Origin of the sequence: Oceanisphaera submarina, assembly GCF_046521305.1 — a bacterium.
Taxonomy (GTDB): domain Bacteria; phylum Pseudomonadota; class Gammaproteobacteria; order Enterobacterales; family Aeromonadaceae; genus Oceanimonas; species Oceanimonas submarina.
Window position 1 is genome coordinate 100,302 of the sequence record NZ_JBKGFN010000001.1, and the last position, 23,214, is coordinate 123,515.

General features: G+C 51.6%; 27 protein-coding genes. 9 read left to right on the forward strand and 18 right to left on the reverse strand.

The features are described from left to right. The first annotated feature begins 33 nt into the window (after positions 1–33). From ACLEIV_RS00525 to ACLEIV_RS00540, 4 genes are all read left to right on the forward strand, one after another. Complete coding sequence (locus ACLEIV_RS00525) at positions 34–1,224, forward strand: amino acid aminotransferase (protein WP_410454713.1); 1,191 nt, start codon at positions 34–36, stop codon at positions 1,222–1,224. A gap of 167 nt (positions 1,225–1,391) precedes the next feature. Beyond that, positions 1,392–2,783 (forward strand): PqiA/YebS family transporter subunit, encoded by a 1,392-nt coding sequence (locus ACLEIV_RS00530; protein WP_410454714.1) that lies wholly within the window; start codon positions 1,392–1,394, stop codon positions 2,781–2,783. Further along, a complete protein-coding gene (pqiB, locus tag ACLEIV_RS00535; protein WP_410454715.1) occupies positions 2,776–4,413 on the forward strand; it encodes an intermembrane transport protein PqiB in 1,638 nt (545 codons plus the stop codon). The genes ACLEIV_RS00530 and pqiB overlap by 8 nt, the downstream gene beginning before the upstream one ends. Continuing rightward, positions 4,410–5,012, forward strand: a complete 603-nt coding sequence (locus tag ACLEIV_RS00540) for a PqiC family protein (RefSeq protein WP_410454716.1) — start codon at positions 4,410–4,412, stop codon at positions 5,010–5,012. Before pqiB ends, ACLEIV_RS00540 begins: the two co-directional genes overlap by 4 nt. 13 nt (positions 5,013–5,025) lie before the next feature. Here the strand turns inward: ACLEIV_RS00540 and ACLEIV_RS00545 are convergent, their stop codons facing one another. The 3 genes from ACLEIV_RS00545 to ACLEIV_RS00555 form a co-directional block, all read right to left on the reverse strand. Beyond that, positions 5,026–6,189: a mechanosensitive ion channel family protein gene (locus tag ACLEIV_RS00545; RefSeq protein ID WP_410454717.1), complete on the reverse strand. Its 1,164-nt coding sequence runs from the start codon at positions 6,187–6,189 to the stop codon at positions 5,026–5,028. A gap of 205 nt (positions 6,190–6,394) precedes the next feature. Further along, positions 6,395–6,682 (reverse strand): sll1863 family stress response protein, encoded by a 288-nt coding sequence (locus ACLEIV_RS00550; protein ID WP_410454718.1) that lies wholly within the window; start codon positions 6,680–6,682, stop codon positions 6,395–6,397. A 130-nt stretch (positions 6,683–6,812) separates the two neighbouring features. Then, complete coding sequence (locus ACLEIV_RS00555) at positions 6,813–7,370, reverse strand: cytochrome P460 family protein (protein WP_410454719.1); 558 nt, start codon at positions 7,368–7,370, stop codon at positions 6,813–6,815. Positions 7,371–7,910: 540 nt separating this feature from the next. Between ACLEIV_RS00555 and ACLEIV_RS00560 the strand changes: the two genes are divergently transcribed. Continuing rightward, positions 7,911–8,459 (forward strand): hypothetical protein, encoded by a 549-nt coding sequence (locus ACLEIV_RS00560; RefSeq protein ID WP_410454720.1) that lies wholly within the window; start codon positions 7,911–7,913, stop codon positions 8,457–8,459. 51 nt (positions 8,460–8,510) lie between these two features. Here ACLEIV_RS00560 and ACLEIV_RS00565 read toward each other — a convergent pair whose 3' ends face one another. Together ACLEIV_RS00565 and ACLEIV_RS00570 are read right to left on the reverse strand one after the other, a co-directional pair. After that, the gene (locus ACLEIV_RS00565) at positions 8,511–8,702 is read right to left on the reverse strand and encodes a DUF1289 domain-containing protein (RefSeq protein ID WP_410454721.1); all 192 of its coding nucleotides are present in this window, start codon (positions 8,700–8,702) and stop codon (positions 8,511–8,513) included. A 19-nt stretch (positions 8,703–8,721) separates the two neighbouring features. After that, positions 8,722–9,087: a SpoIIAA family protein gene (locus ACLEIV_RS00570; RefSeq protein WP_410454722.1), complete on the reverse strand. Its 366-nt coding sequence runs from the start codon at positions 9,085–9,087 to the stop codon at positions 8,722–8,724. Positions 9,088–9,366: 279 nt separating this feature from the next. Here ACLEIV_RS00570 and ACLEIV_RS00575 point away from each other — a divergent pair, with 279 nt between their 5' ends. Next, complete coding sequence (locus ACLEIV_RS00575; RefSeq protein ID WP_410454723.1) at positions 9,367–9,867, forward strand: phosphatase domain-containing putative toxin; 501 nt, start codon at positions 9,367–9,369, stop codon at positions 9,865–9,867. Positions 9,868–9,935: 68 nt separating this feature from the next. Here ACLEIV_RS00575 and ACLEIV_RS00580 read toward each other — a convergent pair whose 3' ends face one another. Next, positions 9,936–10,058 (reverse strand): hypothetical protein, encoded by a 123-nt coding sequence (locus tag ACLEIV_RS00580; protein WP_410454724.1) that lies wholly within the window; start codon positions 10,056–10,058, stop codon positions 9,936–9,938. A 194-nt stretch (positions 10,059–10,252) separates the two neighbouring features. Here ACLEIV_RS00580 and ACLEIV_RS00585 point away from each other — a divergent pair, with 194 nt between their 5' ends. After that, positions 10,253–10,927, forward strand: coding sequence for a Dph6-related ATP pyrophosphatase (locus ACLEIV_RS00585; protein WP_410454725.1), 675 nt, complete (start codon positions 10,253–10,255; stop codon positions 10,925–10,927). Here the strand turns inward: ACLEIV_RS00585 and ACLEIV_RS00590 are convergent. Then, complete coding sequence (locus ACLEIV_RS00590) at positions 10,875–11,513, reverse strand: PepSY domain-containing protein (RefSeq protein WP_410454726.1); 639 nt, start codon at positions 11,511–11,513, stop codon at positions 10,875–10,877. The two genes, ACLEIV_RS00585 and ACLEIV_RS00590, sit on opposite strands and share 53 nt — an antisense overlap. Positions 11,514–11,676: 163 nt before the next feature. Between ACLEIV_RS00590 and ACLEIV_RS00595 the strand changes: the two genes are divergently transcribed. Further along, positions 11,677–12,615, forward strand: coding sequence for a DMT family transporter (locus tag ACLEIV_RS00595; RefSeq protein WP_410454727.1), 939 nt, complete (start codon positions 11,677–11,679; stop codon positions 12,613–12,615). A 4-nt stretch (positions 12,616–12,619) separates the two neighbouring features. On the opposite strand, the gene catB is transcribed toward ACLEIV_RS00595, so the two are convergent. The 3 genes from catB to ACLEIV_RS00610 all read right to left on the reverse strand — a co-directional run bounded on the left by catB (position 12,620) and on the right by ACLEIV_RS00610 (position 13,765). Next, complete coding sequence (catB, locus tag ACLEIV_RS00600) at positions 12,620–13,252, reverse strand: type B chloramphenicol O-acetyltransferase (protein WP_410454728.1); 633 nt, start codon at positions 13,250–13,252, stop codon at positions 12,620–12,622. A gap of 107 nt (positions 13,253–13,359) precedes the next feature. Then, complete coding sequence (gene merF / locus ACLEIV_RS00605; protein ID WP_410454729.1) at positions 13,360–13,557, reverse strand: mercury resistance system transport protein MerF; 198 nt, start codon at positions 13,555–13,557, stop codon at positions 13,360–13,362. After that, positions 13,550–13,765, reverse strand: coding sequence for a GDCCVxC domain-containing (seleno)protein (locus ACLEIV_RS00610; RefSeq protein WP_410454730.1), 216 nt, complete (start codon positions 13,763–13,765; stop codon positions 13,550–13,552). The genes merF and ACLEIV_RS00610 overlap by 8 nt, the downstream gene beginning before the upstream one ends. Before the next feature lie 244 nt (positions 13,766–14,009). Between ACLEIV_RS00610 and ACLEIV_RS00615 the strand changes: the two genes are divergently transcribed. Then, the gene (locus ACLEIV_RS00615; protein WP_410454731.1) at positions 14,010–14,792 is read left to right on the forward strand and encodes a transporter substrate-binding domain-containing protein; all 783 of its coding nucleotides are present in this window, start codon (positions 14,010–14,012) and stop codon (positions 14,790–14,792) included. A gap of 134 nt (positions 14,793–14,926) precedes the next feature. On the opposite strand, the gene ACLEIV_RS00620 is transcribed toward ACLEIV_RS00615, so the two are convergent. The 8 genes from ACLEIV_RS00620 to ACLEIV_RS00655 form a co-directional block, all read right to left on the reverse strand. Then, on the reverse strand, positions 14,927–15,265 hold the full coding sequence (locus ACLEIV_RS00620) for a zinc ribbon domain-containing protein YjdM (protein WP_410454732.1): 339 nt from the start codon (positions 15,263–15,265) through the stop codon (positions 14,927–14,929). A 238-nt stretch (positions 15,266–15,503) separates the two neighbouring features. Further along, positions 15,504–16,100 carry a DJ-1/PfpI family protein gene (locus ACLEIV_RS00625; protein WP_410454733.1) on the reverse strand — a complete coding sequence of 199 codons (597 nt, stop codon included), beginning with the start codon at positions 16,098–16,100 and terminating at the stop codon, positions 15,504–15,506. Positions 16,101–16,181: 81 nt separating this feature from the next. Beyond that, entirely contained in the window at positions 16,182–16,805 is a 624-nt protein-coding gene (locus tag ACLEIV_RS00630) for a peptidase E (RefSeq protein WP_410454734.1), read from the reverse strand. Positions 16,806–17,008: 203 nt separating this feature from the next. Further along, positions 17,009–17,497 (reverse strand): P-loop NTPase family protein, encoded by a 489-nt coding sequence (locus ACLEIV_RS00635; protein WP_410454735.1) that lies wholly within the window; start codon positions 17,495–17,497, stop codon positions 17,009–17,011. 97 nt (positions 17,498–17,594) lie between these two features. Further along, positions 17,595–18,167: a hypothetical protein gene (locus tag ACLEIV_RS00640; RefSeq protein WP_410454736.1), complete on the reverse strand. Its 573-nt coding sequence runs from the start codon at positions 18,165–18,167 to the stop codon at positions 17,595–17,597. Between the two features lie 26 nt (positions 18,168–18,193). After that, a complete protein-coding gene (locus ACLEIV_RS00645) occupies positions 18,194–19,930 on the reverse strand; it encodes an AIPR family protein (RefSeq protein WP_410454737.1) in 1,737 nt (578 codons plus the stop codon). A gap of 742 nt (positions 19,931–20,672) precedes the next feature. Next, positions 20,673–22,112, reverse strand: a complete 1,440-nt coding sequence (locus tag ACLEIV_RS00650; protein WP_410454738.1) for a HEPN/Toprim-associated domain-containing protein — start codon at positions 22,110–22,112, stop codon at positions 20,673–20,675. Next, the gene (locus tag ACLEIV_RS00655; protein WP_410454739.1) at positions 22,097–23,023 is read right to left on the reverse strand and encodes a hypothetical protein; all 927 of its coding nucleotides are present in this window, start codon (positions 23,021–23,023) and stop codon (positions 22,097–22,099) included. The genes ACLEIV_RS00650 and ACLEIV_RS00655 overlap by 16 nt, the downstream gene beginning before the upstream one ends. Between the last annotated feature and the right edge of the window lie 191 nt (positions 23,024–23,214).

Sequence of the window (23,214 nt, forward strand, 5' to 3'; positions counted from 1 at the left end):
AGACACTCTTTACTACAAGGATTTAACAAGACTATGTTTGAGAAGGTCACTGCTGCTCCGGCCGACCCCATACTGGGCCTGACCGATGCTTTCCGCAAAGATCCCCGCACCGACAAAATCAACCTGGGCGTGGGCATCTACAAAGACGAAGCCGGCCAGACTCCGGTACTGCGCTGCGTGAAAAAAGCCGAAGCCCGCCTGGTGCAAGAGCAAACCACCAAAAACTATCTCAGCATAGAAGGCATCGAGGCCTATGGCCGCGTGGTGCAACAACTGCTGTTTGGCGCCGACTCCGCCATTATCGCCGGCCAGCGTGCCCGCACCGCCCAGGCACCGGGTGGCACCGGTGCCCTGCGTATCGCCGGTGAGTTTATTGCCCGCCAGCTCGAGACCAACACCATCTGGATCTCCAACCCCACCTGGGCCAACCACAGAGCCGTATTTACCGCCGCCGGTCTGGAAGTGAAAGAATACGGCTACTACAACGCCGACGCCAAGGATCTGGACTTTGACGCCATGCTGGCCGATCTGGCCCATGCCAAGGCCGGTGATGTGGTGCTGCTGCACGGTTGCTGCCACAACCCGACCGGTATCGACCCTACCGAGGCCCAGTGGCAACAACTGGCCAAGCTGTCTGCCGAAAAAGGCTGGCTGCCGCTGTTCGACTTCGCCTACCAGGGCTTTGCCAAGGGTATCGAAGAAGATGCCTATGGCCTGCGCGTATTTGCCGAGCATAATGTCGAGCTGCTGATTGCCAGTTCTTTCTCCAAGAACTTCGGCATGTACAACGAGCGCGTGGGTGCCTTCACCCTGGTCGCCAAAGACGCCGAGACCGCCAACACCTCCTTCAGCCAGGTGAAAGGCATTATCCGCGCCAACTACTCCAACCCGCCGTCTCATGGGGCCAACGTGGTCGCCATCATCGCCAACGATCCCGAGCTGTATCAGGACTGGCTGGCAGAGCTGGCCGAAATGCGTGACCGTATTCAGGAAATGCGCACCCTGTTCGTCGAGAAGCTGTCCAGCCGCGGCGTGAACAAGGACTTCAGCTTTATCGCCCGTCAGAACGGCATGTTCTCTTTCTCCGGCCTGAACAAGGAGCAAGTCGCCCGCCTGAAGGACGAATTCGGCATCTACATCGTCGGCTCCGGCCGCATCAGCGTAGCCGGCATCACCAAGTCGAATATCGACGCCCTGTGTGACGCCCTGGCAGCCATCGTCTGATAGCCAATGTTTTTATAGCCAAGGCAGCTCGAAAGGCCCCGCAGTGCGGGGCCTTTTTCGTTTAATGGAAACCGCATGGCAGACGCCTGGATCCAGTACTGGAGCAGGGCCGAAAACTGTCGTAGTATCAAGCACTCACTGGTAGCATTCTGGAGGCATGAATCTCATTGGCCGACCCCTCATTGCCTGAAGAAAAATCGCCTGAAGGAAACAGTATCGACTCGGCATCAAGCACCCATCGACAGCCAGGCACCATAGTGTCGCGGCGTCGCCTGCGTGTCTGCCACGAATGCGATCTGCTGTTGGCGCTACCATCAATCAACCCCGGTGAAAAAGCCGACTGCCCGCGCTGCGGCCATACGCTGGTGCGCCGTCATACCAACCCGGCCGAACGCAGCCTGGCGCTGGCCATCGCCACCCTGATCACCCTGGCGTTGTCGGTAGCCTTTCCTTTTATCAGCTTCGATATCAGCGGCATCGGCAACCGCATAGAGCTGACCGAAACCGCCTCGACCCTCATCGGCCAGCATCAGCCACTGGTGGCCTTGTGCGTACTGCTTACTGTGATAGTGCTGCCTGCCATCTACCTGCTGAGTCTGTCCTGGCTGTGCCTGGGTCTTCTGTCGCGCCATCCCCTGCCCCGCAGTCGGCAGATAGCCCGAACTCTGCGCCATGTGACTCCCTGGATGATGGCCGATGTATTCGTGATCGGTACCCTGGTCAGTCTTATCAAGATCATGGGCATGGCCCATGTCGAGCTGGGGCTGTCATTCTGGTCCTTTTGTGTCTATGCACTGCTGTTGCTGCTGACCACCCAGTCGGTGGACAGCGACTGGCTGTGGTTTTCGCTCGAGAAGGAAGCCCAGGCGCCCGCCGGTGCCAGGGTTGGCTTTGCCGCCTCCGAGCAGGGCCTGGCCGGCTGCCACACCTGCGGCCTGGTCAATCGACTACCGGAAAGCGGCAAGGGCCGCTGTCGGCGTTGCGGCGAACCGCTACACCCTTATCGCACCGGTAATCAGGTCACCCTGGCGCTGTTGGCCGCCTCTGTAGTGATGTATCTGCCGGCCAACCTCTATCCCATCATGATCACCACCTCACTCGGTGATACCACGCCTGCTACCATCATCGGCGGCGTGCTGCTGTTTATCCAGAATGGCGACTTTCCCATCGCCATGATCATCTTTATCGCCAGCGTGCTGGTGCCGGTCAGCAAGATGCTGGCCTTGCTGTGGCTTTGTTATGTGGTGCGCCAGCAACAACGGCCCCTGAGCCGCCAGAAACGTATTCGCCTCTATCGTATTACCGAATTTATCGGTCGCTGGTCCATGGTGGACGTGTTTGTGGTCGCCATTCTGGTGGCCCTGATCCGCAACGGCTCCATCATGTCCATCGAGCCCGGCGCCGGTGCTCTGGCCTTTACCACAGTGGTAGTGCTGACCATGCTGGCGGCCATGATGTTCGACCCGCGCAGCATCTGGCAGGGCGCAGAGCCACCCGCACACGCAGACTTATCTTCTACCGGATCCCGGCATCCATCCAAGGAATCTTCTCATGTCTGACCCCCAGCGCGCCGAACGACGGCCCCAGCGTTCCCTCTCTCCCATCTGGATTGTTCCTCTGGTAGCCCTGCTGATTGGCGCCTGGATGATTTACGACAACCTGAGCAAACTGGGCCCCTCCATTACCCTGATCATGGACAATGCCGAAGGCATCGAAGCCGGTAAAACCCTGATCAAGACCCGGAATGTAGAAGTGGGCCGGGTAGAGAAAGTCAGGCTATCGGACGATCTCGAACATGCGGAAATCACCGCCCGCATGAGCCCCCAGGCAGAAGACATGCTCAACGAGGATACCCGGTTCTGGGTGGTCAAGCCCCGCATCGGCCGCGAAGGTGTCAGCGGCCTCGGCACCGTGCTGTCCGGAGCCTACATTCAGCTGTTACCCGGTAGCAGCGAGCAGGCACAAGAGATATTCGACGTACTGGAGCAACCGCCGGTCGCCCCACCCGATGCCGAAGGTTTGCGCATCAATCTGATCAGCCAGGTGGGCAATGCCATTTCCACCGGCGATCCTGTGACCTATCAGGGGTATACGGTAGGCCGGGTGGAAGACAGCCATTTCGATCCGGAAAAACGGGAAATGCGCCATCGGCTCTATATTCAGTCTCCCTACGAAGTACTGGTGACCAGCACCACTCGTTTCTGGACCGCCTCCGGGATTGATATGCGACTGGACTCCGAAGGCTTCAGGGTGAATGTCGCCTCGTTTGAGTCATTGATTGGCGGCGGCATCACCTTCGGGGTTCCCGAAAATGCCTCCATGGGTCGTCAGGCCAAGGAAGGCGCCAATTACGTGTTGTTCAACGATGAAGACAGCGCCAAGGAAGGCCGATACGGCCAGTATCTGGAATATGTGATGCTGGTGGACGACACGGTACGCGGCCTGAGTCCCGGCGCCCCGGTGGAATACAGGGGGGTACGCATCGGCACCGTGGTCAGCGTACCCTGGAATTTTACCGCGCCCCAGCCCGACTCGCTCAGCCGCTTCGCCATTCCGGTGCTGATCCGTATCGAGCCCCAGCGCTTCGACGATACCGAGCAGGACGTGGATACAGAACAATGGCAACAGCGACTGGAGCGCATGTTTGACCATGGTCTGCGTGCCTCGCTCAAGGCCGGCAACCTGCTCACCGGCGCCCTGTTCGTGGATCTCAACTTCTATAAAGAAGCGGTGCCTTTCCAGCGCATGACCTTTGTGAAAAAACAGGTGTTCCCCACCACTTCCGGCGGCTTTGCCCAGATTGAACAGAAGGTGTCCAACCTGCTGGACAAGCTGAACAAGCTGCAGATTGAACCTGTGTTAGACACCCTCAACCAAACCCTGGCCAGCACCCAGCAAACCATGGACAAGGTCAACGGCATCGCCACCTCGGTGGATGCGCTGCTGGCAGATCCGGCCACCGGCCAGTTGCCGGAAAACGTGAACACCACCATGCGCCAGCTGCGCGATACCCTGCAGGGCTTTGCCCCCGACTCTCAGGGCTACGGTGAGCTGACCCAGACCCTGTCGCGACTGGAAAAACTGATGCGGGACCTGCAGCCGGTAATACGTACCCTGAACGATCAGCCCAATGCGCTGATTTTCGATAAAAAACTCACCGAAGACCCACAACCGAGGGCCAGGAAATGACAATCACTCTCCGCACCCGGCCGGCATTACTGCCCGGCCTGGTACTCACTCTGCTGCTCGGCCTGACCGGATGCGCCGGCAGCGATCCCGGCCCGTCCAGTTATCTGCTGCCGTCCACCGCAGCAACACAACAATATCCGCCTGCTCTGGCCATTGCCGTCGCGCCGGTCGGCATCGCCGGCCACCTGGACAGTGACGGCATCGTGATGCAGTTAAACGACATAGAGGTGTATCAGGCCCGCCGGCACCTGTGGGCCGAAGATATAGGCAAACAGCTGCAACAAACACTGCAGCAACGTCTGGCGTCAGGCCTGTCTCGGGCACAGGTAGTGAGCAAGGGCCAGCCGATGGCAGGCGGCGTGCCGGTACGGGAGATCAGAATTCAGGTGAGTCGCTTTCAGGGCCATCACGACGGCATGGCCCTGGCCGAAGGCCAATGGCAACTGCTGGACGGCAGCGGTCGCCTGCTGAAACAGGCCGGTTTTCGTGTTGAACAACCGCTGACTGACGACGGCTATCCGGCCCTGGTTCGCGCCCTCGCCGCCGCCTGGGAACAGGTAGCCGATCAGCTGGCCATCGAGCTGAGTCAGCAGCGCTGAGGCGATTGCCGGATCAGTCCGTGCCCTGTTCGCTTGTCGACGCCACCGTTTTTCTCTCCCGATTAAGCCAGGGCTCCAGGCCCTTGGCTTCGTCGATAAACAGCTGCAGATGGGGAAAGGGCATTTCGATACCGGCGTCATCCAGGCCCTGCTTGATGCTCTCCAGCAACTCGCAGGAAATACGCCCCTTCACCTCCACATCTTCCGACCGAACCCACACCTGAGCACTCAGGTTCAGCGACGAGTCCGCCAGCTGGCGCAGCTGTACCCTGGGCTTCATCTGGTTGTTGGAGATCACCATGGGGTGGGCACTCAACAGCGGCATTATCACCTCCCGTGCCCGCTCGACCGACTCTTTATAGGCAATACCCAGCGGAATACGAATGCGGGTCGGCCCTTCGGCGCTGAAGTTGATGATGTCCGAGGTCGCCACGCTTTCGTTCGGGATCATGCTGAAAATATTGTCCCGGGTACGCAGCCAGGTGGTACGAAAAGCGATGCGTACCACCCTGCCTTCCTGACCGTGGATCTGCACCCAGTCACCGATGCGAAAAGGCCGCTCGATCAGCAGGGTGATACCGGCAATAAAATTGGCCAGGGTCGACTGGGCCGCAAAACCCACGGCGATACCCACTATGCCGAGACCGGCAATGATGGAGAGCACATCGAAGCCGAACTGGGCCATAACGGTAATGGCGCCCAGGGCGATAAGAGAAACCGACAGGGTGTTCTTGCACAGTTGCTCCAGCGAAGAGTCAATATGATGGCGCGACAGGCTGGAAGTCAGACCGCGAGACAGCAGCAACCAGAGCACATAAAAGGCCAGCGCCATCAGCCCGGCCCGGGCGGCGCCCTTGAGCACACCGTCGGGGGCACCGTATTGGGCCAGAATGGCCACGATGGCCGCCAGGCCCAACAGATAACGCAGCACGGTTCTGGCGGACATCAAAGGCCGGGTGCCGTAGTTCGATCGCCCCAGCACCAGCCTGAGCAGGCTGGCCAGCAGCCAATACACGGTTCCGAACAATGCCAGAATCATCATCGAGACCAGCAGTTGACCCACGACGGCCACGACCAGCTCTTGCCAATTGAGCCCGCTGACTCCCAGGGCATCACCGGTATCCCGTAAGCTTTCGCGAAACTGTTCCCACAACAGGGTAAGACTGGAATTGGCCATTATCACATCCTTGTTTTCAGCGTAAAGAACTTGCTTCACCGGACGCATAAAACTATAGCATCTGTTGCAAGGTCAATAACTTAAGAATATTTCAGACACACATGACCAACGGAATAAAGGGCATCAGGCCACACAGCTGACAGGAGACGAAAATGAGTCGTTGAAGGGATGCAGCCTGGATCCTGCCCGGACCCAGGCCTAGGAGTTACTTGAACTTGTCGGCGGCGTCCTTGAAAGACAGCTTGAGCGTAGTCCAGGCGCTTTCAAAACCCTGTTTTACCGACTCCCAGCCCTCTTCGCCGCTGTCGAGCAACTCATCCAGCTTTCGCTCGCTTTGCTCGACTTTCGCATTCAGCGCGTCAATGTGCCGGTTCAATTCCAGCTGGCGATCGGCACTGGCTGCCGATGCCTGGGCCTTGAGTTTGTCCAGCTCGGCCTTCCATTCATCTAACTTGGCCCGGGCCTTTTTCTGATACAGCTCTCTCTCATTCATGGGAACTCTCCTGATGCGGTGATGACAAGCAGACCACCGAATACCGGCATCGACAGGTGCCGACAGAACCCCAGGCCATAAAGCGACCATGGTTTCAATAATGCGTTCTGTCGAGCGCCGCCAATCTGCGTTATTTTCTCAGGGTCGGGTACCCTTCGGTGAAAACCCAACCGGTGGCCTCTGCCGGAATGTGACAGGTCTGACAGGTCTCGGCAAAGCTCTTGGACACATTCTTCGACGGATCTTTAGCCTCATACAAGGCCCAGCCCCATCCTTTGCCCCAATGGGGTCCATCGAAACGGCCCTTATCGTCTTTGACCATCACGAACCAGACCCCCTTGTCTCCGGCCCATTGAGCATGGCCTGTGGTCTTGCTACCCGACTCGATACTGCGGATTTCCTTTATCAGAACGGTGCCGTCGGGGAATGCCCCCGCTTCCCTGTAACCCTGCACCGCCTCGGGCTGAGTGTATACATCATGGAAGCCATGGCCCGGCGCCTTGTCATCTGCCACTATCCAGGAACCCAGGTGTGACCAGTCGGCTCGGGCATCATCGGGCAGAGAAATATCTCCCTCTGCACTCACATAGCGGCTATAGGTGTCTTCGGCGAGATCGGCCGCCGCCATGGCGGATAATGACCCAAGCATCACAGAGGCCAGCAGGGTACCAGACATTATCTTGTTCATCGTTTAGCTCCTGTCATCGGTTAACAAAGGCCGGACTCCTGCAAGGGGCAGCAGCTCAGACACCACCGCCCATACTCGATACGGAAACCGGCCAGTTCCGACAGTAAGCATGGACGATAAATCCAGACCGGTGATATCTTGTCGTCCACATTTTCCATCCATTGGCATCAGCACGCGGCTCTGTCAGTGCCCCATCCATTCGACCTTTTCATTGACATATTCTCCTCCCCTGTCTACATCTATGTGGTACCGGTAATGACCTAATGGCTCGAAGAAAGAAAAGGTTACGCTCACGACACCCCACTCCATGTTAATTTCCTTTATTGCAGTTGCTACAATTAAATTAACGGTTGGTTACCGGCAAACAGTGTATTAGGATAGGAAATCAGTCTGTTAACATCTGCAGACCGAAAGAAAACAGAAATTGGTCTCAAGTATGTCTACTTTAGCGTCGTGCTTCCGGAAAACTCCGGACAAGCGGCCGGACAATTTGAGTGCTTGGTTAGTGTTTTTATGATGGATCCATGCAAGGAGTTTCTCATGAATACGATCAAGAAGTTTTCAATTGCACTATGCGCCAGCGCCATCATGATCCCAGCCTATTCCCAGGCTCAGGGCATGCACAGTCAAGATTTCGGTCCCAAAGTAGGCGATCGGGAATTCACCCTGTCCGGCGCAGGTACCAGTAGCAAGGATTTTGATAACGGCACCTTTGGCGTGTCGGGTGATGTAGGTTGGTTTTTGTCCAACCAGACCGTAGCCGGTATCCGCCAAAGCGTAAACTACGCCAGTGTAGAAAATGGTGATGATGCCTGGAACGGCAGCACCCGGGGTTATGTCGACTACCATTTTGGCCAACACCAGGCTCGCCCCTTTGTCGGCGCCTCGCTGGGTGGCATTTATGGTGACGGTGTGAAGAATACCGGTGTGGCCGGTTTGGAGCTGGGCCTTAAATATTATGTGCTCCCCTCTACCTTCATTCTGGCCCGTGCCGAATACCAGTTCCTGTTCGACAGTGGCGACAGTGCTGAGGACAACTTTGACAACGGAGCCTGGGCATACGTACTGGGTATGGGTTTCAACTACTGATAGTCCCTGTCGATATAAGCCAGCCGCCAAGGCTGGCTTTTTCATGGCCGTTCAGCTCACCGCCAGCCCCTTTATCCGCCGGGCGCAATTGGCCAGAATACTTTTCTTTTGTTCATCCGATCGGTCACCCCAGCCGATGATTTCCGACATGCTGCGATAACAGCCCCGGCACACTTCATGTTCGTCGAGTTTGCACTGCCTGATACAGGGGCTGCTCACGCCCCCATCCTTATCTTTCGTCATTTGTATCCTTGTTAATGAGTTAACGGGCAAGCCAGGCTTGCGCTTCCGACTCTTCCGCCGGCTCGAACGCCTTGATATCGAGCCCGGGAATCAAGGCACCTTCCAGTTTGCTTGCCGTTCTTACCCAGCCTTGTTCGGCAATTACCGCCACCTTGTCAAACCGTCGGATCATCCTGAACAGCTCCGGAAGGCGAGAAAGCTCCACGCCGATGGCACCCAGAGTCGGCCAGTCGAATTCGCCAATACGATACAGCATTCTGCCGTTTTTCATGCTGTCGCTTTTCTTCACCAACTCGTCCAGTGCGGCCTTCATGTCATCACTGTCCAGTTGACCGCTGAACACAATATCCAGCCGGTTTGTCCCCTTTACCTCTATGTTGAACATGATCGCTCCCGGTAAGTACAGCGTGACTCATGTCTTGTATTTTACATTATTTTCAAACCGCCTAGCGTTCACGCCATGGTTTTCCACGCAACCAAAGCACCGATGCCAATGTGATGACGTCTCCGAACATATCGGGCCGGCGGTATCAGGAGCGGCGGAGCGGACTCTTGGTCCGAAACCGGAATGGCCGTCAGAAAGATCGAATGTTTAATGCGATGGCTATGGCTACAGTTGAAAGAGACCCCGGTAAAAACCGTCGATAAACCAGGAGGAACCATCATGAAGTCAGCCAACACCCACCCGGTATGGTATATCAAGACCCCCAGGCCGGGCCGACTGGCCCTGACCCCTTGCCCGGGCACCCAGACCGTATCACTGACCGACAGCCTGACCCAGCTAAACAACAACGGGGCCGGCACCGTGATCAGCCTGATCACGGAAGCCGAACTGGCAGAGAAAAACGTCAGCCAGTTGCCTGAATTGGTCACCGCCCTGGGAATGCGATGGCTGCATCTGCCCATTCATGAAGATGAAGTGCCGGATCGGGTCTGCGAGGATAAATGGCAGGCCAACCTGGTGGCCATGCTGACCCAGCTGGCCCACGGCAAAGACGTGGTGATCCACTGCGTGACCGGCTCGGGCCGCACCAGCATGATGGCCTACCGATTGTTGAGGGCCATGGGGGTCGAGCCACAGCAGGCGCGGGAACAGATCAAGGCGGTACGGCCCAAGGCCTTTACTCTGCCGGAGCAGGATAACTATATAAAAAGGCTGGGCTAACGGCTCGGTGAATTGATGCCGCATAAACGGGCGGCAACTCTCCTGCCATGGGAGGGATATTTACATGTTCACTTCATTGAGCATACGATGTCGGCCCGCAGGCCGACACATCTATGACGGGCCCCGGCGGCGCGGGAGAAATTGCGCAGCTCGCACAGCACCAGATAAGCTTCCAGCCATCTAATGTCCATCCTGTTCCCCGCGTTATCGCAATCGGGCCATGTTACCCCAGAACCCATGCTTTGTGCCCCGTACCATACGCTGAGACCCAGACATGGGCAACAAAGCCGTCGGTCGCGACTCTATTTGGTCGCGCATCATGATAAAGTCCCGACATATCACCCTTTTGTGCCGATCCATCGCATCGGCCCCATCAAGGAACACCATGACCAGAAAAACCCTGATGTCCTGGAGCAGCGGTAAAGACAGCGCCTGGGCCCTGCACACTCTGCAGCAAGATCCCGAATTCGAAGTAGTGGGCCTGTTCACCACCGTCAACGAGGAGTTCCAGCGGGTTGCCATGCATGGCGTGCGGACCGAGCTGTTGCGTCGGCAGGCAGACAGCATAGGCCTGCCGCTGGAGATCATCTATCTCCCCTTCCCCTGCAGCAACGAGCAATATAACCAACGGATGGCCGACTTTATCGACGGCGCCAAAGCCCGGGGCATCGACTGTTTCGGCTTTGGCGACTTGCTGCTGGAAGATGTGCGCCAGTACCGGGAACAACAGCTGCATGGTACCGGCATCGCCGCCGTGTTTCCCATCTGGGGCACGGCCACCGAGACCCTGCCCGGCAAGATGTTTGCCAGTGGCCTGCGCACCGTTATCACCTGCCTGGACCCGAACAAGGTTCCCGTGCACCTTGCCGGCCAGGAGCTGAGTCCGGCCCTGCTGGCCGAACTGCCCGAAGGCACTGACCACTGCGGCGAAAATGGCGAGTTTCACAGCTTTGCGTTTGACGGCCCCATGTTCCGGCACAAAATCGACATCCGTATCGGCGACACCGTTACCCGCGACGGCTTTGTGTTTGCGGACGTACTGCCACGGCTGTTCGCCTGAAGCACAGCCTGAGCCCCACCAGCGCCATGGCCAGCAGCAATACCAGGCCCAGCATGCCCAGCCAGTCATTAAGCGGCCCGAACGGCAGCCATTGCAGATAATGCACCCGGTACAGGCCGTTGATAAGCCGGGTATCTGCGCCCTGCTGGCGCAAAGAAAGCGTATCCCAGTCCAGGCTGATGCTTATCCCTGTACTGGTAAAAGCACGGGTGCCGTCAAGCGATTCAATCTCGCCGTAACGGGTCGGGTTGGCCGCCATGGCGTCCTGCAGCAGCAAGCGCAACTGCGTTTCATCCGGCAGTACAAAGGGCGACTGGCTGTCCGGCCGCAGATGCAGCGACTGCCCCCGACTCTTTACCAGCAGGTGCGGGCCCAGCACAGTGCCGACCAGCCGCACCTGCTGCCAATGTGGCTCTGGGCTTATCAGCACCGCCTGCTGCAACGGATAGGTCTTGACCGCCAGCTGTTCATAGGCGCCCTCATAACCGGGCTTGATAAAAAACACCATGCCGGTAAGCGCCCAGCCGAACAGCGGCAACAGCAGCAGTAACCCCAACAGACGATGTATTCGTTTTGTTTTTCTCACTCCGGCTCTCTTACGGTTGAATTTTGATGTTGTCGATATGATGCCAAGCTCGACACTTGCCGTGTATTGACCGCTTCGCGACCAGACACGGTAATTTATCATCTGATAAGATACCTTCGCGATACATTCATCAGTCAGACAATACCGGAGGCATAAAAACCGCATGGCGCATTCGGCAACCCGGAGCACAGACCCTCACAGGCCCTGGCTGGTCCCGTTGCTGTGCCTGCTGTTTGGTGGCGCCCTGCTGGGCCTTTCTACCAACCTGGCCAAACTGGCGGGTGAAACGCAGTTGTCTCCGTTGGCCTTCTTGTGCTGGTCGATTGTGGGTGCCGCGCTGATTTTGCTGTTTGTGGCGGCGCTGCGCCGCGATCTGCCACCGATTAGCGGGCACACGATGGAATACTATGCGGTGTCTGCACTGGTGGGCGTGGCCGGCTCCAATCTCATCTTCTTTTCGGCCATACCACACGTGGGTGCCGGTTTTGTCGCCCTTATCATCTCGCTGCCGCCGCTGTTGACCTATGTGGGGGCGCTGGCATTGGGAATGGAGCGCTTCAGGACGACCCGGGCTCTGGGGGTGGTCACGGCCCTGGCCGGGGCCGGCATGCTGGCAGCGCGCAAGTTTGCCGCGCCCGATACAGACGGCTTCTGGATTCTGCTGGCCCTGGCCGGCCCCGTATTGCTGGCCATCGGCAATATTTACCGCACCCTGCGCTGGCCCAGGGGGGTGTCTGCCGACGCCCTGGCGCCCGGCATGCTGGTTGCCGCCGCCATCATGCTGCTGGCGGCGGGATGGGTGCCTGGTTTTTCTCTGGCCGTGCCCATGGACCAGACGCTGCCGCTGTTGCTGATTGCCGTCCAGGCGCTGATTTTCGCCGGACAATTTTTACTGCTGTTCATACTGCAAAAAACCGGTGGGCCCGTGCTGTTGAGTTTGCTCGGCGCCGTAGGAGCCGTTATCGGCGTGCCGGTTGCGGTGTTTGTACAGGGCGAAACGCCGCCCGAAGGACTGCTTGCCGGTGCAGCTCTCATCGCCATCGGCGTGGCCCTGGTCACCTTCGGCAAGGCCAGACAAGCACAGGGGCAGGCAGACAAATGATGTGTTATGTGCGGTTCAGGCCTTGCCAGTAGGCATAGAGCCCCTTGATATCGGACGAACACATCAGGCGCATGGCCCCCTTTACCTGCTCGTCGGTCCAAAACCACCATTTCATTTCCAGCAACCGCGCCCTTTCATGCCCGGTAAAGCGATAGCGAATATGCCTGGCCGGGTTTGAGCCAACAATGGAATAAGGCTCTACATCCTTTGTTACCACGGCACGACTGGCAACGACGGCGCCATCGCCAATGGTCACTCCCGCCATGATCATCGCCTCGGTGCCAATCCATACATCATGACCAATCACGGTGTCACCGGCACGTTCAAAACCGTCTTGTGCCTCGGTGAAGTTCTCATTGTCTTGATAGAAAAAGGGAAAGCTGCTCACCCAGTCATGCCTGTGCCCCTGGTTACCCGCCATCATGAAGACGGCACCGGAGCCGATGGAGCAATAGTTACCGATGATCAGCTGATCGACATCGGTTCTGTCGGGCATCAGGTAACGGGCACAGTCATCGAAGCTGTGATGATGGTAATAGCCCGAATAATAGCTGTGCTTGCCCACCCTGATGTTTGGGTTGGTGACCTGCTCTTTCAGTGGCTTGCCAACGAAGGGACTCTCGAAATAATTGCGCATACCAGACCTTGTTATCTATTTTTCCCGTATCCGTTCACCAGCACGGCCACGACCTTGCCGAAGGCAGCCCCGATAATGAAGCCCATCACCATATCAATCCCCCCCCCTCATCGCACGTGTCTTGCTACGCCCAACAGCAGCAGCAGGATAAAAAGGCCCAGCAACGGGAAGAGTACATAGTCCAGATAGCCGATCATTACCGATACCCCGAGAGCCGACAACGCCCATACCAGAATTGGCGTAAAGCAGCACAGCGCGGTGACCATACCGCCAACAAGCCCCACTTTGATGAGCTTGCTATCCATCGTTATGGCCAGGCTTGCGTGACTGGACAGACGGGCAAGGAGTGTCGCCATAGGAGCAGAAAATACAACAGTCACCCGACTTTGGTTTCAGCAAGGCATGGCACCACTTGCATTGATAATAATACTGGCAAGCGCCTTCCGGCATGACTTCCGCTTCCTGGTGACCACATGCAGGACAGGTCACCATGGATTCAAGTTCGGGTTTCATCTGTCTCGGCCTCGCTGGTTGGACACCCAAATGTAAGGCTGGTCTCCGTCATTTGCGGAACCTGACAACCAATAACATGGCGCAGCAGCCACCATATAAAAGATAATATCGGGATCGGCGTCTGACTACAGAAGTTTTCACTTGACGCCTTTCTTGCTTGCACATTACTGTCGTCTGGCTCGAGCCACCACCATGTGACGTTAACACCATGGTACCAGGACACACACAACACAAGGAGTAACCTATGAGGCAAAGTGTTTGGAAAGCCGCGTTGTTGGGCCTGGCCTTGACGGCCACCGGCAGCGCCGTGGCCAAGGACTGGAAGGAAATAAAATTCAGTGTCGAAGGTGCCTATCCGCCATTTAGCTGGACCACCACCGACGGAGAACTGAAGGGATTTGAAGTGGAGCTGGCCCGTGCTCTGTGCGAGGAATTGCAGGTAAAATGTACTATCCGGGCCCAGGATTGGGACGGCATCATCCCCGCCCTGCTGTCTCGCAAGAACGACGCCATTATCGCCGCCATGACCATCACTCCAGAACGCGAAAAGAGCGTGCTGTTTACTATTCCCTACGCACGGGTGCCTACCCGTTTCGTCACCAAGGTGGGGCGGGAAATTGAATTCAGCGACGAAGGCATGGACGATCTCAAAGTCGGCGTTCAGCGTGCCACCATAGGCGACAAGTATCTTGCCGCGCAGCATCCGGATGTTGATGTGGCCCGCTATGGCACCTTCGACGAAGCCTTTATGGATCTGCGCTCCGGGCGTATCGACACCGTATTCGGCGGTGCCATTGGTCTGCAGAGCGGCCTGCTGGATCAGCCAGACGGCAAAGATTTTCACTTTTCCGGCCCCTCTTTCACCGAAGAGGCGTGGTTCGGCAGAGGCATCGGCATCGCCGTGCGCAAGCAGGATGCTTCTCTGGCCGAGCTGCTGAACAAGGGCATACTGGCGCTGCGCGAAAAAGGCATTCACCAGCAAATTGCCAGCAACTACTTCCCCTACGACATCTACGGCGTGGAATAGGCGCTAACGCGATCCCTGACGTGGCCGCCGCTTTATTAGCGGCCACGCTTTACTCGCATTAAAAGAAATCAGGCAGGCGCTATAATCATGGCATCGTAACAACACCCTGTTCAGGCATGGGCAGGGCAACAACCTCAGGCTTTTTTCACAAACGCTGCCGTCACCATCATTTCGCCTGCACCATCCACCTTGCAGTCCAGCTCGTGATCCTTACCGTCCACTATTCGTCTGATAAGTGCCTTGGTGCCAATCTTGAGCACCAGAGAGCTGCCTTTTACCTTGAGGTCTTTCGCCAGGGTGATCTTGTCACCTGCTTGCAGCGGGGTGCCATTGGCATCCTTTGCGGTCGGCGCCTCGTCTTCGGCTGCGGCTTCCGACGGGCTCCATTCATGGCCGCACTCGGGGCAGATCAGCTGGTCTTGATCCTGGTAAACGAATTCGGATTTGCATGCGGGGCATGGAGGAAATGACATGGATGACTTCTTCTTCAACGTGGTTTGGAACCTATTTTAATCGGTGCTTCCTGACATATCGAGCAGATTCCCGCGAACTTCTTGTGTTACTCAATCAGTCAGAATAAAAAACATCCGATCACTGCTGATTATTTCAGCACGCAGGCCGGCATTGTTCACCTTGTCTTCGATTAGGCCGAGGTATCCACTAAAACGGGGGAACTACCGAATTCGTCTTGAACGCTTTATTAGACAAGTTTTAAATATATGCACCCACTACCGACATACAGTGTTTCACCGTACTTTCTTTTTCACCGACTGGCGCAACGTAATGAATCGCCGATTCAGCGTTTGCCTTACCTGATAGTTTGCTAATGACCCACGCAGCTAAGTACTTTGATGACAAACAACCACCGGCTGTCGCAATATTACCTTCCGCATAAAAGGGCTGTTCTAAAACTGTAATTCCTGACTCAACAACCCAGGGTTTAGTGGTTAAATCTGTACAAGCTGGTACTTGATGCAGCAAGCCGAGTACGGACATCAGCAATGTCCCTGAACATTGACCACCAATTAACTGAGTTTGAGGATTAAGTTTTAGTCTTGATAATATGTTACTGTCTTGCGCGATATCACGGGTTAAAACACCGCTACCAAACAATACGACGTCTGCACTATTGGCAAATTCAAGAGGTTGTTGAGATTGGATGGTAACTCCATTCATGGATGTGACAGATGTTGTGGGACTAGTTATCTGTACATTCCAACCAGCGTCTTTCATTCGGTTCAAAATTCCCGATGCTATAAATGAATCCAGTTCATTAAATCCATCAAAAGTTAATACAGCAATGTCCATATTTTCCTCCTTTTGCTTAACGTCTTCAGCTGCGGAAAATTACGAGCGCAGCAAGTTATTTTGTCCGACAGTCTACACTTGTTAAGTTTCACTGCTCCACACTTCACACTGGCCATCATTTACGACAATTGCTTGTGTATTACTAATTGGGACAAGTTCTAACTTGCCTTCGTAACAGGAAATTATGCTTTCAACTGACTCTGTAAATGGAAAGTTTGTATAGTGCGGAACTGGGTAAAAATCAACGAGACCTAATGAAGATAACGAACCTATATTTGGCGCCGCCGCGACATCGTCCATATCCTTCACATACTCAATACTGCGTGAAAGGACAATAGAACCAGCAGATTCTCCAACATATACTTTCCCAGAGTTCACTTGCTCAATTATGATTTTATCTGCGCCCGTTCTTTTAAGCTCCTGAAGTAAAAAAAAGGTGTTTCCGCCAGTAGTATAGATGTAATCATTAGATTTAATCTTGTTTTCTATTTCTTCATTTGTTGCCGTTGAAATCTCCAGTTCATCAACAATTAGCCCCATTCCCTCTAGGGCTTTTTTTCCAGCCTCCACATAGAACGTCACTTCTTCTGTAAGGCTTGCCGTGGGGATGAATGTAACTCTTCGGCCTTCATGCTTTCCTCCACTGAATTTCACAAATAGATCTTTTACAACAGCGAAAGATGAAGATAAAAACATTTTTCTCATCAGGCTTCCTTATTTCTGGGTCGTATTACGATAGAAAGTGTCTACTATTCATGGGTAACTCGACAACTTAATACCCGCAACAGGAGCGACCAATGCTATGCACGTTTTGTGTAAAACTGGGAGCGCAGCGACCTGCACAAAACGTGCATAGCGTTGGTCGTCCCGCGGAGGCCCGACGGGCCGTAGCAAACTGCTTGCGCTTGTTATGTGTGTACTTGATTCTCGGTATAAGCAACCTTTTTCCCTTGGAACGAGTCATAAAATCTACGATGTGACTCATAGGAAAATGAGTCTGATCTGACCTTATAATCTTTGATCCAATTTATTAGCATATTTAAGTTGGCATCTTGCGCTTCTTTAGACTCGTATTTATGCGGCTCCCATGGACGATTCTTGGCATTGACGATGCATTGCTCAATAGTTAGATCCATAAACACAATTTCCGATGCCTCATGCTTTAGGAGTTCTAATAAATCGGTATAGCAACCCTCAACCACCCAACTTTCGTGCTCGGCTATGAAATCATTAATTTTTCCCCTGGATTCTTCGATAGACATTCTTTGGGGTGGAGATGTCGGAAGCCATGCCAAGACATCCAAATCCAAATGAGCCAAACCGAGTTTCCGCGCAATGTACTTAGAAAATGTGGACTTACCAGAACCCGAGTTTCCAAAAACTAGAATTTTACTCAAAGTGCCTCCGAAGCTTTAATGGCACATAACGCCGCGCTCTGCGGAAATTCGGGAGCGCCAGCGAGCAAATTTTCCGTAGCAGCGCTTTGTTATGCAATTACATGCCTCCTTCCATAAAGCCTTGCGTCTTAGTTGGTACTAACCTGATTTTCAATTCATCTATTTCTTGGCGCAAAAGTGTAATTTGCTGCTGCAATTCTTCTACCATTTTCCTTAACTCCGGATCAGGATCTGTGACCCTGAGCATTAAACCTTCGAGGTCTTCACGGCTCTTCTCTAACGAGTCCATTCTTTGAAAAATTGTAGGGCCGCCAGGCCCCCCAGGCGGGAACAGGTAATTTTCGATGTTTTTGATTCGTTCCCCGTGTTCCTGCTTTATTTCATCTAGCTCACTTTTTAATACAGACATATGTTTATCTTTTTTATCCATAACCGAGTCTCCAACACTGAGTAAACTTGAGAAAATAATCGCTGGAAAAACAAATTTTGCGAATGTTTCTTGGTAATGTGCCTTCCAATCTTTTAAATCTTGATTTCTGTGTGCTATCTGTATTTTTGTTTCTGCCGGCTGATTTAGTATTTGCTTTTTCTTACGACCAAAGTATAACCAAACCAATATCGGTGGCAGTAGCAAAGCAGTAATATTTATAATGTTTCCGATCAGCCCCATCGTCTAACCTCATGTTGCATAACGTCTCAATCAGCCGACGCGGCAGCGGTCGGCTGCATTGAATTGTTATGCGACCTGTACGCTGCCAACAAAAGCTCAGTTTCACTTTCCGATTTGTACTGTTTCTTGTTAAGGTCAAGACCTGACGACTCGAATATCTTCTTCGCCTTCTGCAATAGCGCCAACGCCTTACCCTCATCTACCAAGGTTTCTTTAAAATTTTCACAAATAGATTCAATTTTATTGCTGTTGAAAGGGGGCAAATGCTCACCAGTAGCAAGGAGACGCACAAGATAAAGAATATGAAATCTCGCCTTTTTATGCTCAGTTTTCAGGCCGCCACTTCTAAAGAATTGCTCAATTCTGTAGTAAGAAAGAGCACTAATATAATATGTTGAGTACTTATGCTCCTCGTTGAATATTTGCCCCGAAAATCGATTTACGATGGTCCCGTAATATCCGGATACCAAATGCGGAGAGTTCAGAAACATAGAGGCGAAAGCCTTGATCTGTATTGGTATGGATATTACCTGAGTCTTCTTAACGCCTGCGTCTGAGTTGTACTGCTGAGACCTTCGCTCGTAATACAACGGGAAAGATTTCCTTTCTGCATTGTAATAAAGCTCGAGCTTTTTCTGAAAGATATTTAGTGCTTCAAGCTGTTCTGTTTTTACTTCCGTCTGGCTGTTGGTAGCCATCGTAATCGCAGTTTTAATATCGTCATTGTCGGTAACTACAATCTTTATGGGAACATAAACATCATCAATTCCTTCAATGTTTTGGCACTCGTGTAGAACATGGCTCGTTTGGCAGCCATTCACTACTTGATAATCTCTTATTGTAAACCGATTCGCTGCTGGCGTAAGGGCTGAAGCAACGATAGTGATACCATTATTAAGAACACAAAACAGATCGAATTTTCGATTCTCTAAGGTACTTTTTATTTTCTTATTAACGACATTACTTCCTTGAAAGTCTCTAACATTGTCGTCAAATATGCTATAAATAGTGCTGTTTTCGTCTTGTATAAGCTTCACATATTCTTGAAAAGGGAGAATGCCAAGGTATGCCTCCTGAACACCTTCAATGTCCGGCAGAGTTATTCGGCTTTGAAAATTTATAGTTGAAGAAAGCTTATTTTTTGTTTCGTGAAACAATCGCTGTACTTCACTAGCGCCAAGCGGATCTATTGACACCTCTTCGAAAAGACCAACATTCTCTATCTCAGATTTTCCAGAATTGATTATTGCTTGAAGGTTTTGATCGTTCTGCCACTTCCCGGTACATACATAGTAAAGCCTACATGTCGGTCTTCTATTTACCATATACGAAGACATTGATATAGCAGATTCCCATATCGATTTCATCTTCCGGATTCTTTCATTTTGAACTAGTTGAGGCTCATCACTGAGAAAATCCTTCACTCCATGTATGAAACTTCCTATTGCCGATCCGTCAAAAGATGATGACGTTTTTGTCTGTATGAATGTGATGTCCGCATCTAGGTGTGATGTCGTCTCAACGACGTCTCGAAGCTCGTCCTCATCGATTATGATTCTGCCGTTAACAATTAAAGCCAGTCCATCAATGCCGCAATCTCCGCCTGATCCAGCATGAATGTCGTCGAGTTCGAAGCTTCCTCGGAACAGCTTTGAGATAATAGAAAAGTTAGAAAAATGCTCAAATTTAGTCGCTTCGCTAACATTCTCTATTTCATATTGCTTTGAAAACGCTTCTATTAGCGACTTGGTTATTTTGTCCATTCTGATCTCCAAACTCGATTATGCATAACGCCGGCCTATGGGGCCGGAACGTAGCGCCAGCGCAGTGGAGGTCCCAGCCGCGATAGCGGCAAACATTAGGCTTTTGTTATGTGCCTTTATTGAAGACACAAGCGAAACTAATGGCGTAGTACTATACTTCGCTCAAATTTAGCAAACTTTTAGGATCTATTCCATGATATATATAGTCGCTATTTTACTCATATTTTTTGTAGTTTTTGCGTTCAGAGTTTTTTCTTTTAGAGAAAAATCAATTAATTGCTCGATAGAAGCATTAAAGAAAACTATAGATTCACTACCCTATGAATCTACCCCATCTGGTAACGTTATGAAGTCAAAGCTGGCTAATAAATACTACGAACTTAGCCACAGAGCTCAAAGTAACGACATACGAGACTACGCAAAAAAGATGTTATCGATTCAACGGGCTCAACCTGAGCACATTGCAATGCTCTTATTGATAGGCTTGAGCTCCGAATTTAAGCAAGAACAACACTCAACGAAATTACAAGAATACGGAGACATCGCAAACTGGTGCGAGGCCGCCTACGAACACTTGGTAGAGGTCGAAAGAAATAGGCACATTGACACATAACGCCCAATTAAGGTGTGAAGCACGCAACCACGACACTTAACTTGACCACCGTAATCACTGAACTTAACCCAAACAAAAAATGCCAAGCGTGCTGAATCACTCTTAAATTGTTTGTTAGGCAGCTTGAGTTCAAACTACTGGAGCCACCAATCCTGATTCGTGGATCAGTGTATCAATTAGCTTTGAGAGCTTGGATACATCATAACTACCATTTAATAGCACTTCGTCGGTTTGTGCGTAAAAATGCTTTGAATAGGATTCTTTGTAATCTAATGCTCCATGCCATGCATTGATATCTTTTTTAAAATTACTCCATGTAATCTGAGGGGCTGGATATTGTTTCAAACGAAGATCCAGATAGCATTCAATTGCAACAGCTCGTCCATTGATGTTAGAAACATTTTCACCTTCAGGGCCGACTGTTTTAAACTCTGCAAACTCCTCAAGTTCAGGTAGGAGCATTGCTCCCATATTCGCAGGAAGATTTAGTTTTTTAAGCTTATAAAAAGCGTCAACTCCCTCTGCATCATTATCAAAAACGAACAATACTTGGTTAAGAACATCTATTCTTAAAAGACCTTCAGCAAACTTTACAAGATTTCCAGTCCCCCAGAACGGATGACGCTCTTCTACATCCACAAAATTGAAAAAATCAGCCACATCTGGCCGTAAAACATCTATCCCTCGCCTAAGAATACGAGCATCAGATGTACCCTCGGTTGCGATTAGAATTTTTTGTTTTTTAAGTACTCCGCCACGAAATTCATCACGTTGAACCCAACCAGCATGGACAATGGGACCAAACTCCCAAGTAACTTCGCTCTTATGGTTATCTTCATTGAGTGCGAAAACCTGAAGCATTGATTCAGCACTTAGAATACAAGCTTTTTCCGAAAAGTAGCTAGCCTCTGACCAATATAAGTCAGAACCGCCACACCAAGGGAGACGGGCAAACTCATCCAAGTCAGCCGCAAGTCTCCCCTGAGAAGCTATGTCTCGATCTGGTGTATCGTACTCTACATATTCATTATCCAGATCGGCTAATGGGTAACGACACACCAAATCACAGAATTCTTCAAACGTAAGATATTTCTTTTTTGATTCTTCAACTTCACGAAAGATTGAAATCTCTTCGGCTTCAGCAATAAGGTACTCGTATTCAGTACGCGCACGCTCCAATGTATAACCAAGTAAGTTAAGACGAGGTATAGCACGCGATAACGTCCTAACAAACGTCTCCTCAAACTCCTCAAGTTCCTGCTGTTCTTCTGGATGCTCTTCATAATACTCGTAATCTATTGCTTCAGATTTTCTACGAGTTAAATCACTGTCTTGGAATAGAAAACCATAGTCTCTACCCATATGATTTTTAGCATACGACAGGGACACGTTTCCAAGGCGTAGCTCTATCGAAGTTCCCATTAATGTACCTTCTAATTTAAAAATATATCGTCTTGAATAATTTGAGATAGCGTCGCTGCTGCCTAACGCTTCAATAACCGGCGCAGCTTTGCTGCGTCCGGCGCCTAGAAGGCGCGAAGTTAATTGACTTGTTAAAGAGATATACACTTATATATTTCATACTTATCTTTATGAACATTAGATTTCGTTAAAACGTGGCTTGAATTGGGACCTACAAATATTACTGGTTTATCTTTAAGCCAATCATCTTTGCACACATGTGTCGAGTTAAAGTCAGTTTTCAATGCAATTGACCTAACAATATTTTCTTGAGTTTTTGGAGACAGCATAATCAAGCCCATAATAGACGCATACGCACTAAACAGTAATAGAGCCATAAACATCATAGATTCTTTACTTTTTTTCTTCCCTAAAACTTCTCTTACAAACTTTAGTAATATTATGACCCCTGAAACAAAAAATACGGGAACCATAATTAGACAAAATAAGATAATTACATTAACTAAAACCATAGCAGCCAAAGTAAAAGGGAAAAATCCTGGATCGATAGCAAATACTGAGTTTACCTGTCCTGCGCTATTAAAACCTGCCCAGTAAAGAACAGCAGATGCGATTGCGCTTAATACCCATTTGTTAGATAGTCGCGACTCTGAAAATTTATAAAAACCATTCTCTTCTAAGAAAATAGATAGTCCCCAAACCATTAGAATTGCACCTAGGATGAATAGCGGTAAAGGGAATAAGCCATCCTTAAGTAAAATGATTAAAAACCAACACGCCAGCCCAGAATAAGACAACCCCAATGCCATGTTACTCTCAACGATCTCACCTTTGAAGGAAGGAATCTTACCTTTGATATGAATTACCAGTGCTCTATATTCATCGCGACTAGCTTTGATAAGGTTTTTCGCTACTAAAAAAGCAAGTATAAATATACCTAGCCAAGAAAATGTTGCCTTGATGGATAAAGGCGGAATCAAGCTGTGTTCGGGGATAAAAACTAAAAGAGTTAATAAAAATAACCAAATAAATGAAAATGACAAATTCTCGAATTTCACGACTTTCCTCAAATCTCTTTAACATTTTAGTACTGCGCATGCGCATTTACACTCATACATGACCTCAACACTATCAACTTAACGCACTGATTAACATCTCTTTTACTCTTTGACAGTCATTTTCTCTTGATAAAATAGAGCATGCTCATATCTCTGCTTGATGATGCTCAGTATCAACAGCACACCATTAT

Coding starts and splice junctions, on each gene's coding strand:
- ACLEIV_RS00610 (WP_410454730.1), bottom strand. CDS start 13,765: ATGAAACCCGAACTTGAATCCATGGTGACCTGTCCTGCATGTGGTCAC.
- ACLEIV_RS00540 (WP_410454716.1), top strand. CDS start 4,410: ATGACAATCACTCTCCGCACCCGGCCGGCATTACTGCCCGGCCTGGTA.
- pqiB (WP_410454715.1), top strand. CDS start 2,776: ATGTCTGACCCCCAGCGCGCCGAACGACGGCCCCAGCGTTCCCTCTCT.
- ACLEIV_RS00640 (WP_410454736.1), bottom strand. CDS start 18,167: ATGGGGCTGATCGGAAACATTATAAATATTACTGCTTTGCTACTGCCA.
- ACLEIV_RS00575 (WP_410454723.1), top strand. CDS start 9,367: ATGAAGTCAGCCAACACCCACCCGGTATGGTATATCAAGACCCCCAGG.
- ACLEIV_RS00585 (WP_410454725.1), top strand. CDS start 10,253: ATGACCAGAAAAACCCTGATGTCCTGGAGCAGCGGTAAAGACAGCGCC.
- ACLEIV_RS00570 (WP_410454722.1), bottom strand. CDS start 9,087: ATGTTCAACATAGAGGTAAAGGGGACAAACCGGCTGGATATTGTGTTC.
- catB (WP_410454728.1), bottom strand. CDS start 13,252: ATGCGCAATTATTTCGAGAGTCCCTTCGTTGGCAAGCCACTGAAAGAG.
- merF (WP_410454729.1), bottom strand. CDS start 13,557: ATGGATAGCAAGCTCATCAAAGTGGGGCTTGTTGGCGGTATGGTCACC.
- ACLEIV_RS00630 (WP_410454734.1), bottom strand. CDS start 16,805: ATGAGAAAAATGTTTTTATCTTCATCTTTCGCTGTTGTAAAAGATCTA.
- ACLEIV_RS00580 (WP_410454724.1), bottom strand. CDS start 10,058: ATGGACATTAGATGGCTGGAAGCTTATCTGGTGCTGTGCGAGCTGCGC.
- ACLEIV_RS00525 (WP_410454713.1), top strand. CDS start 34: ATGTTTGAGAAGGTCACTGCTGCTCCGGCCGACCCCATACTGGGCCTG.
- ACLEIV_RS00565 (WP_410454721.1), bottom strand. CDS start 8,702: ATGACGAAAGATAAGGATGGGGGCGTGAGCAGCCCCTGTATCAGGCAG.
- ACLEIV_RS00625 (WP_410454733.1), bottom strand. CDS start 16,100: ATGGACATTGCTGTATTAACTTTTGATGGATTTAATGAACTGGATTCA.
- ACLEIV_RS00560 (WP_410454720.1), top strand. CDS start 7,911: ATGAATACGATCAAGAAGTTTTCAATTGCACTATGCGCCAGCGCCATC.
- ACLEIV_RS00645 (WP_410454737.1), bottom strand. CDS start 19,930: ATGGACAAAATAACCAAGTCGCTAATAGAAGCGTTTTCAAAGCAATAT.
- ACLEIV_RS00550 (WP_410454718.1), bottom strand. CDS start 6,682: ATGAATGAGAGAGAGCTGTATCAGAAAAAGGCCCGGGCCAAGTTAGAT.
- ACLEIV_RS00545 (WP_410454717.1), bottom strand. CDS start 6,189: ATGGCCAATTCCAGTCTTACCCTGTTGTGGGAACAGTTTCGCGAAAGC.
- ACLEIV_RS00595 (WP_410454727.1), top strand. CDS start 11,677: ATGGCGCATTCGGCAACCCGGAGCACAGACCCTCACAGGCCCTGGCTG.
- ACLEIV_RS00615 (WP_410454731.1), top strand. CDS start 14,010: ATGAGGCAAAGTGTTTGGAAAGCCGCGTTGTTGGGCCTGGCCTTGACG.
- ACLEIV_RS00555 (WP_410454719.1), bottom strand. CDS start 7,370: ATGAACAAGATAATGTCTGGTACCCTGCTGGCCTCTGTGATGCTTGGG.
- ACLEIV_RS00620 (WP_410454732.1), bottom strand. CDS start 15,265: ATGTCATTTCCTCCATGCCCCGCATGCAAATCCGAATTCGTTTACCAG.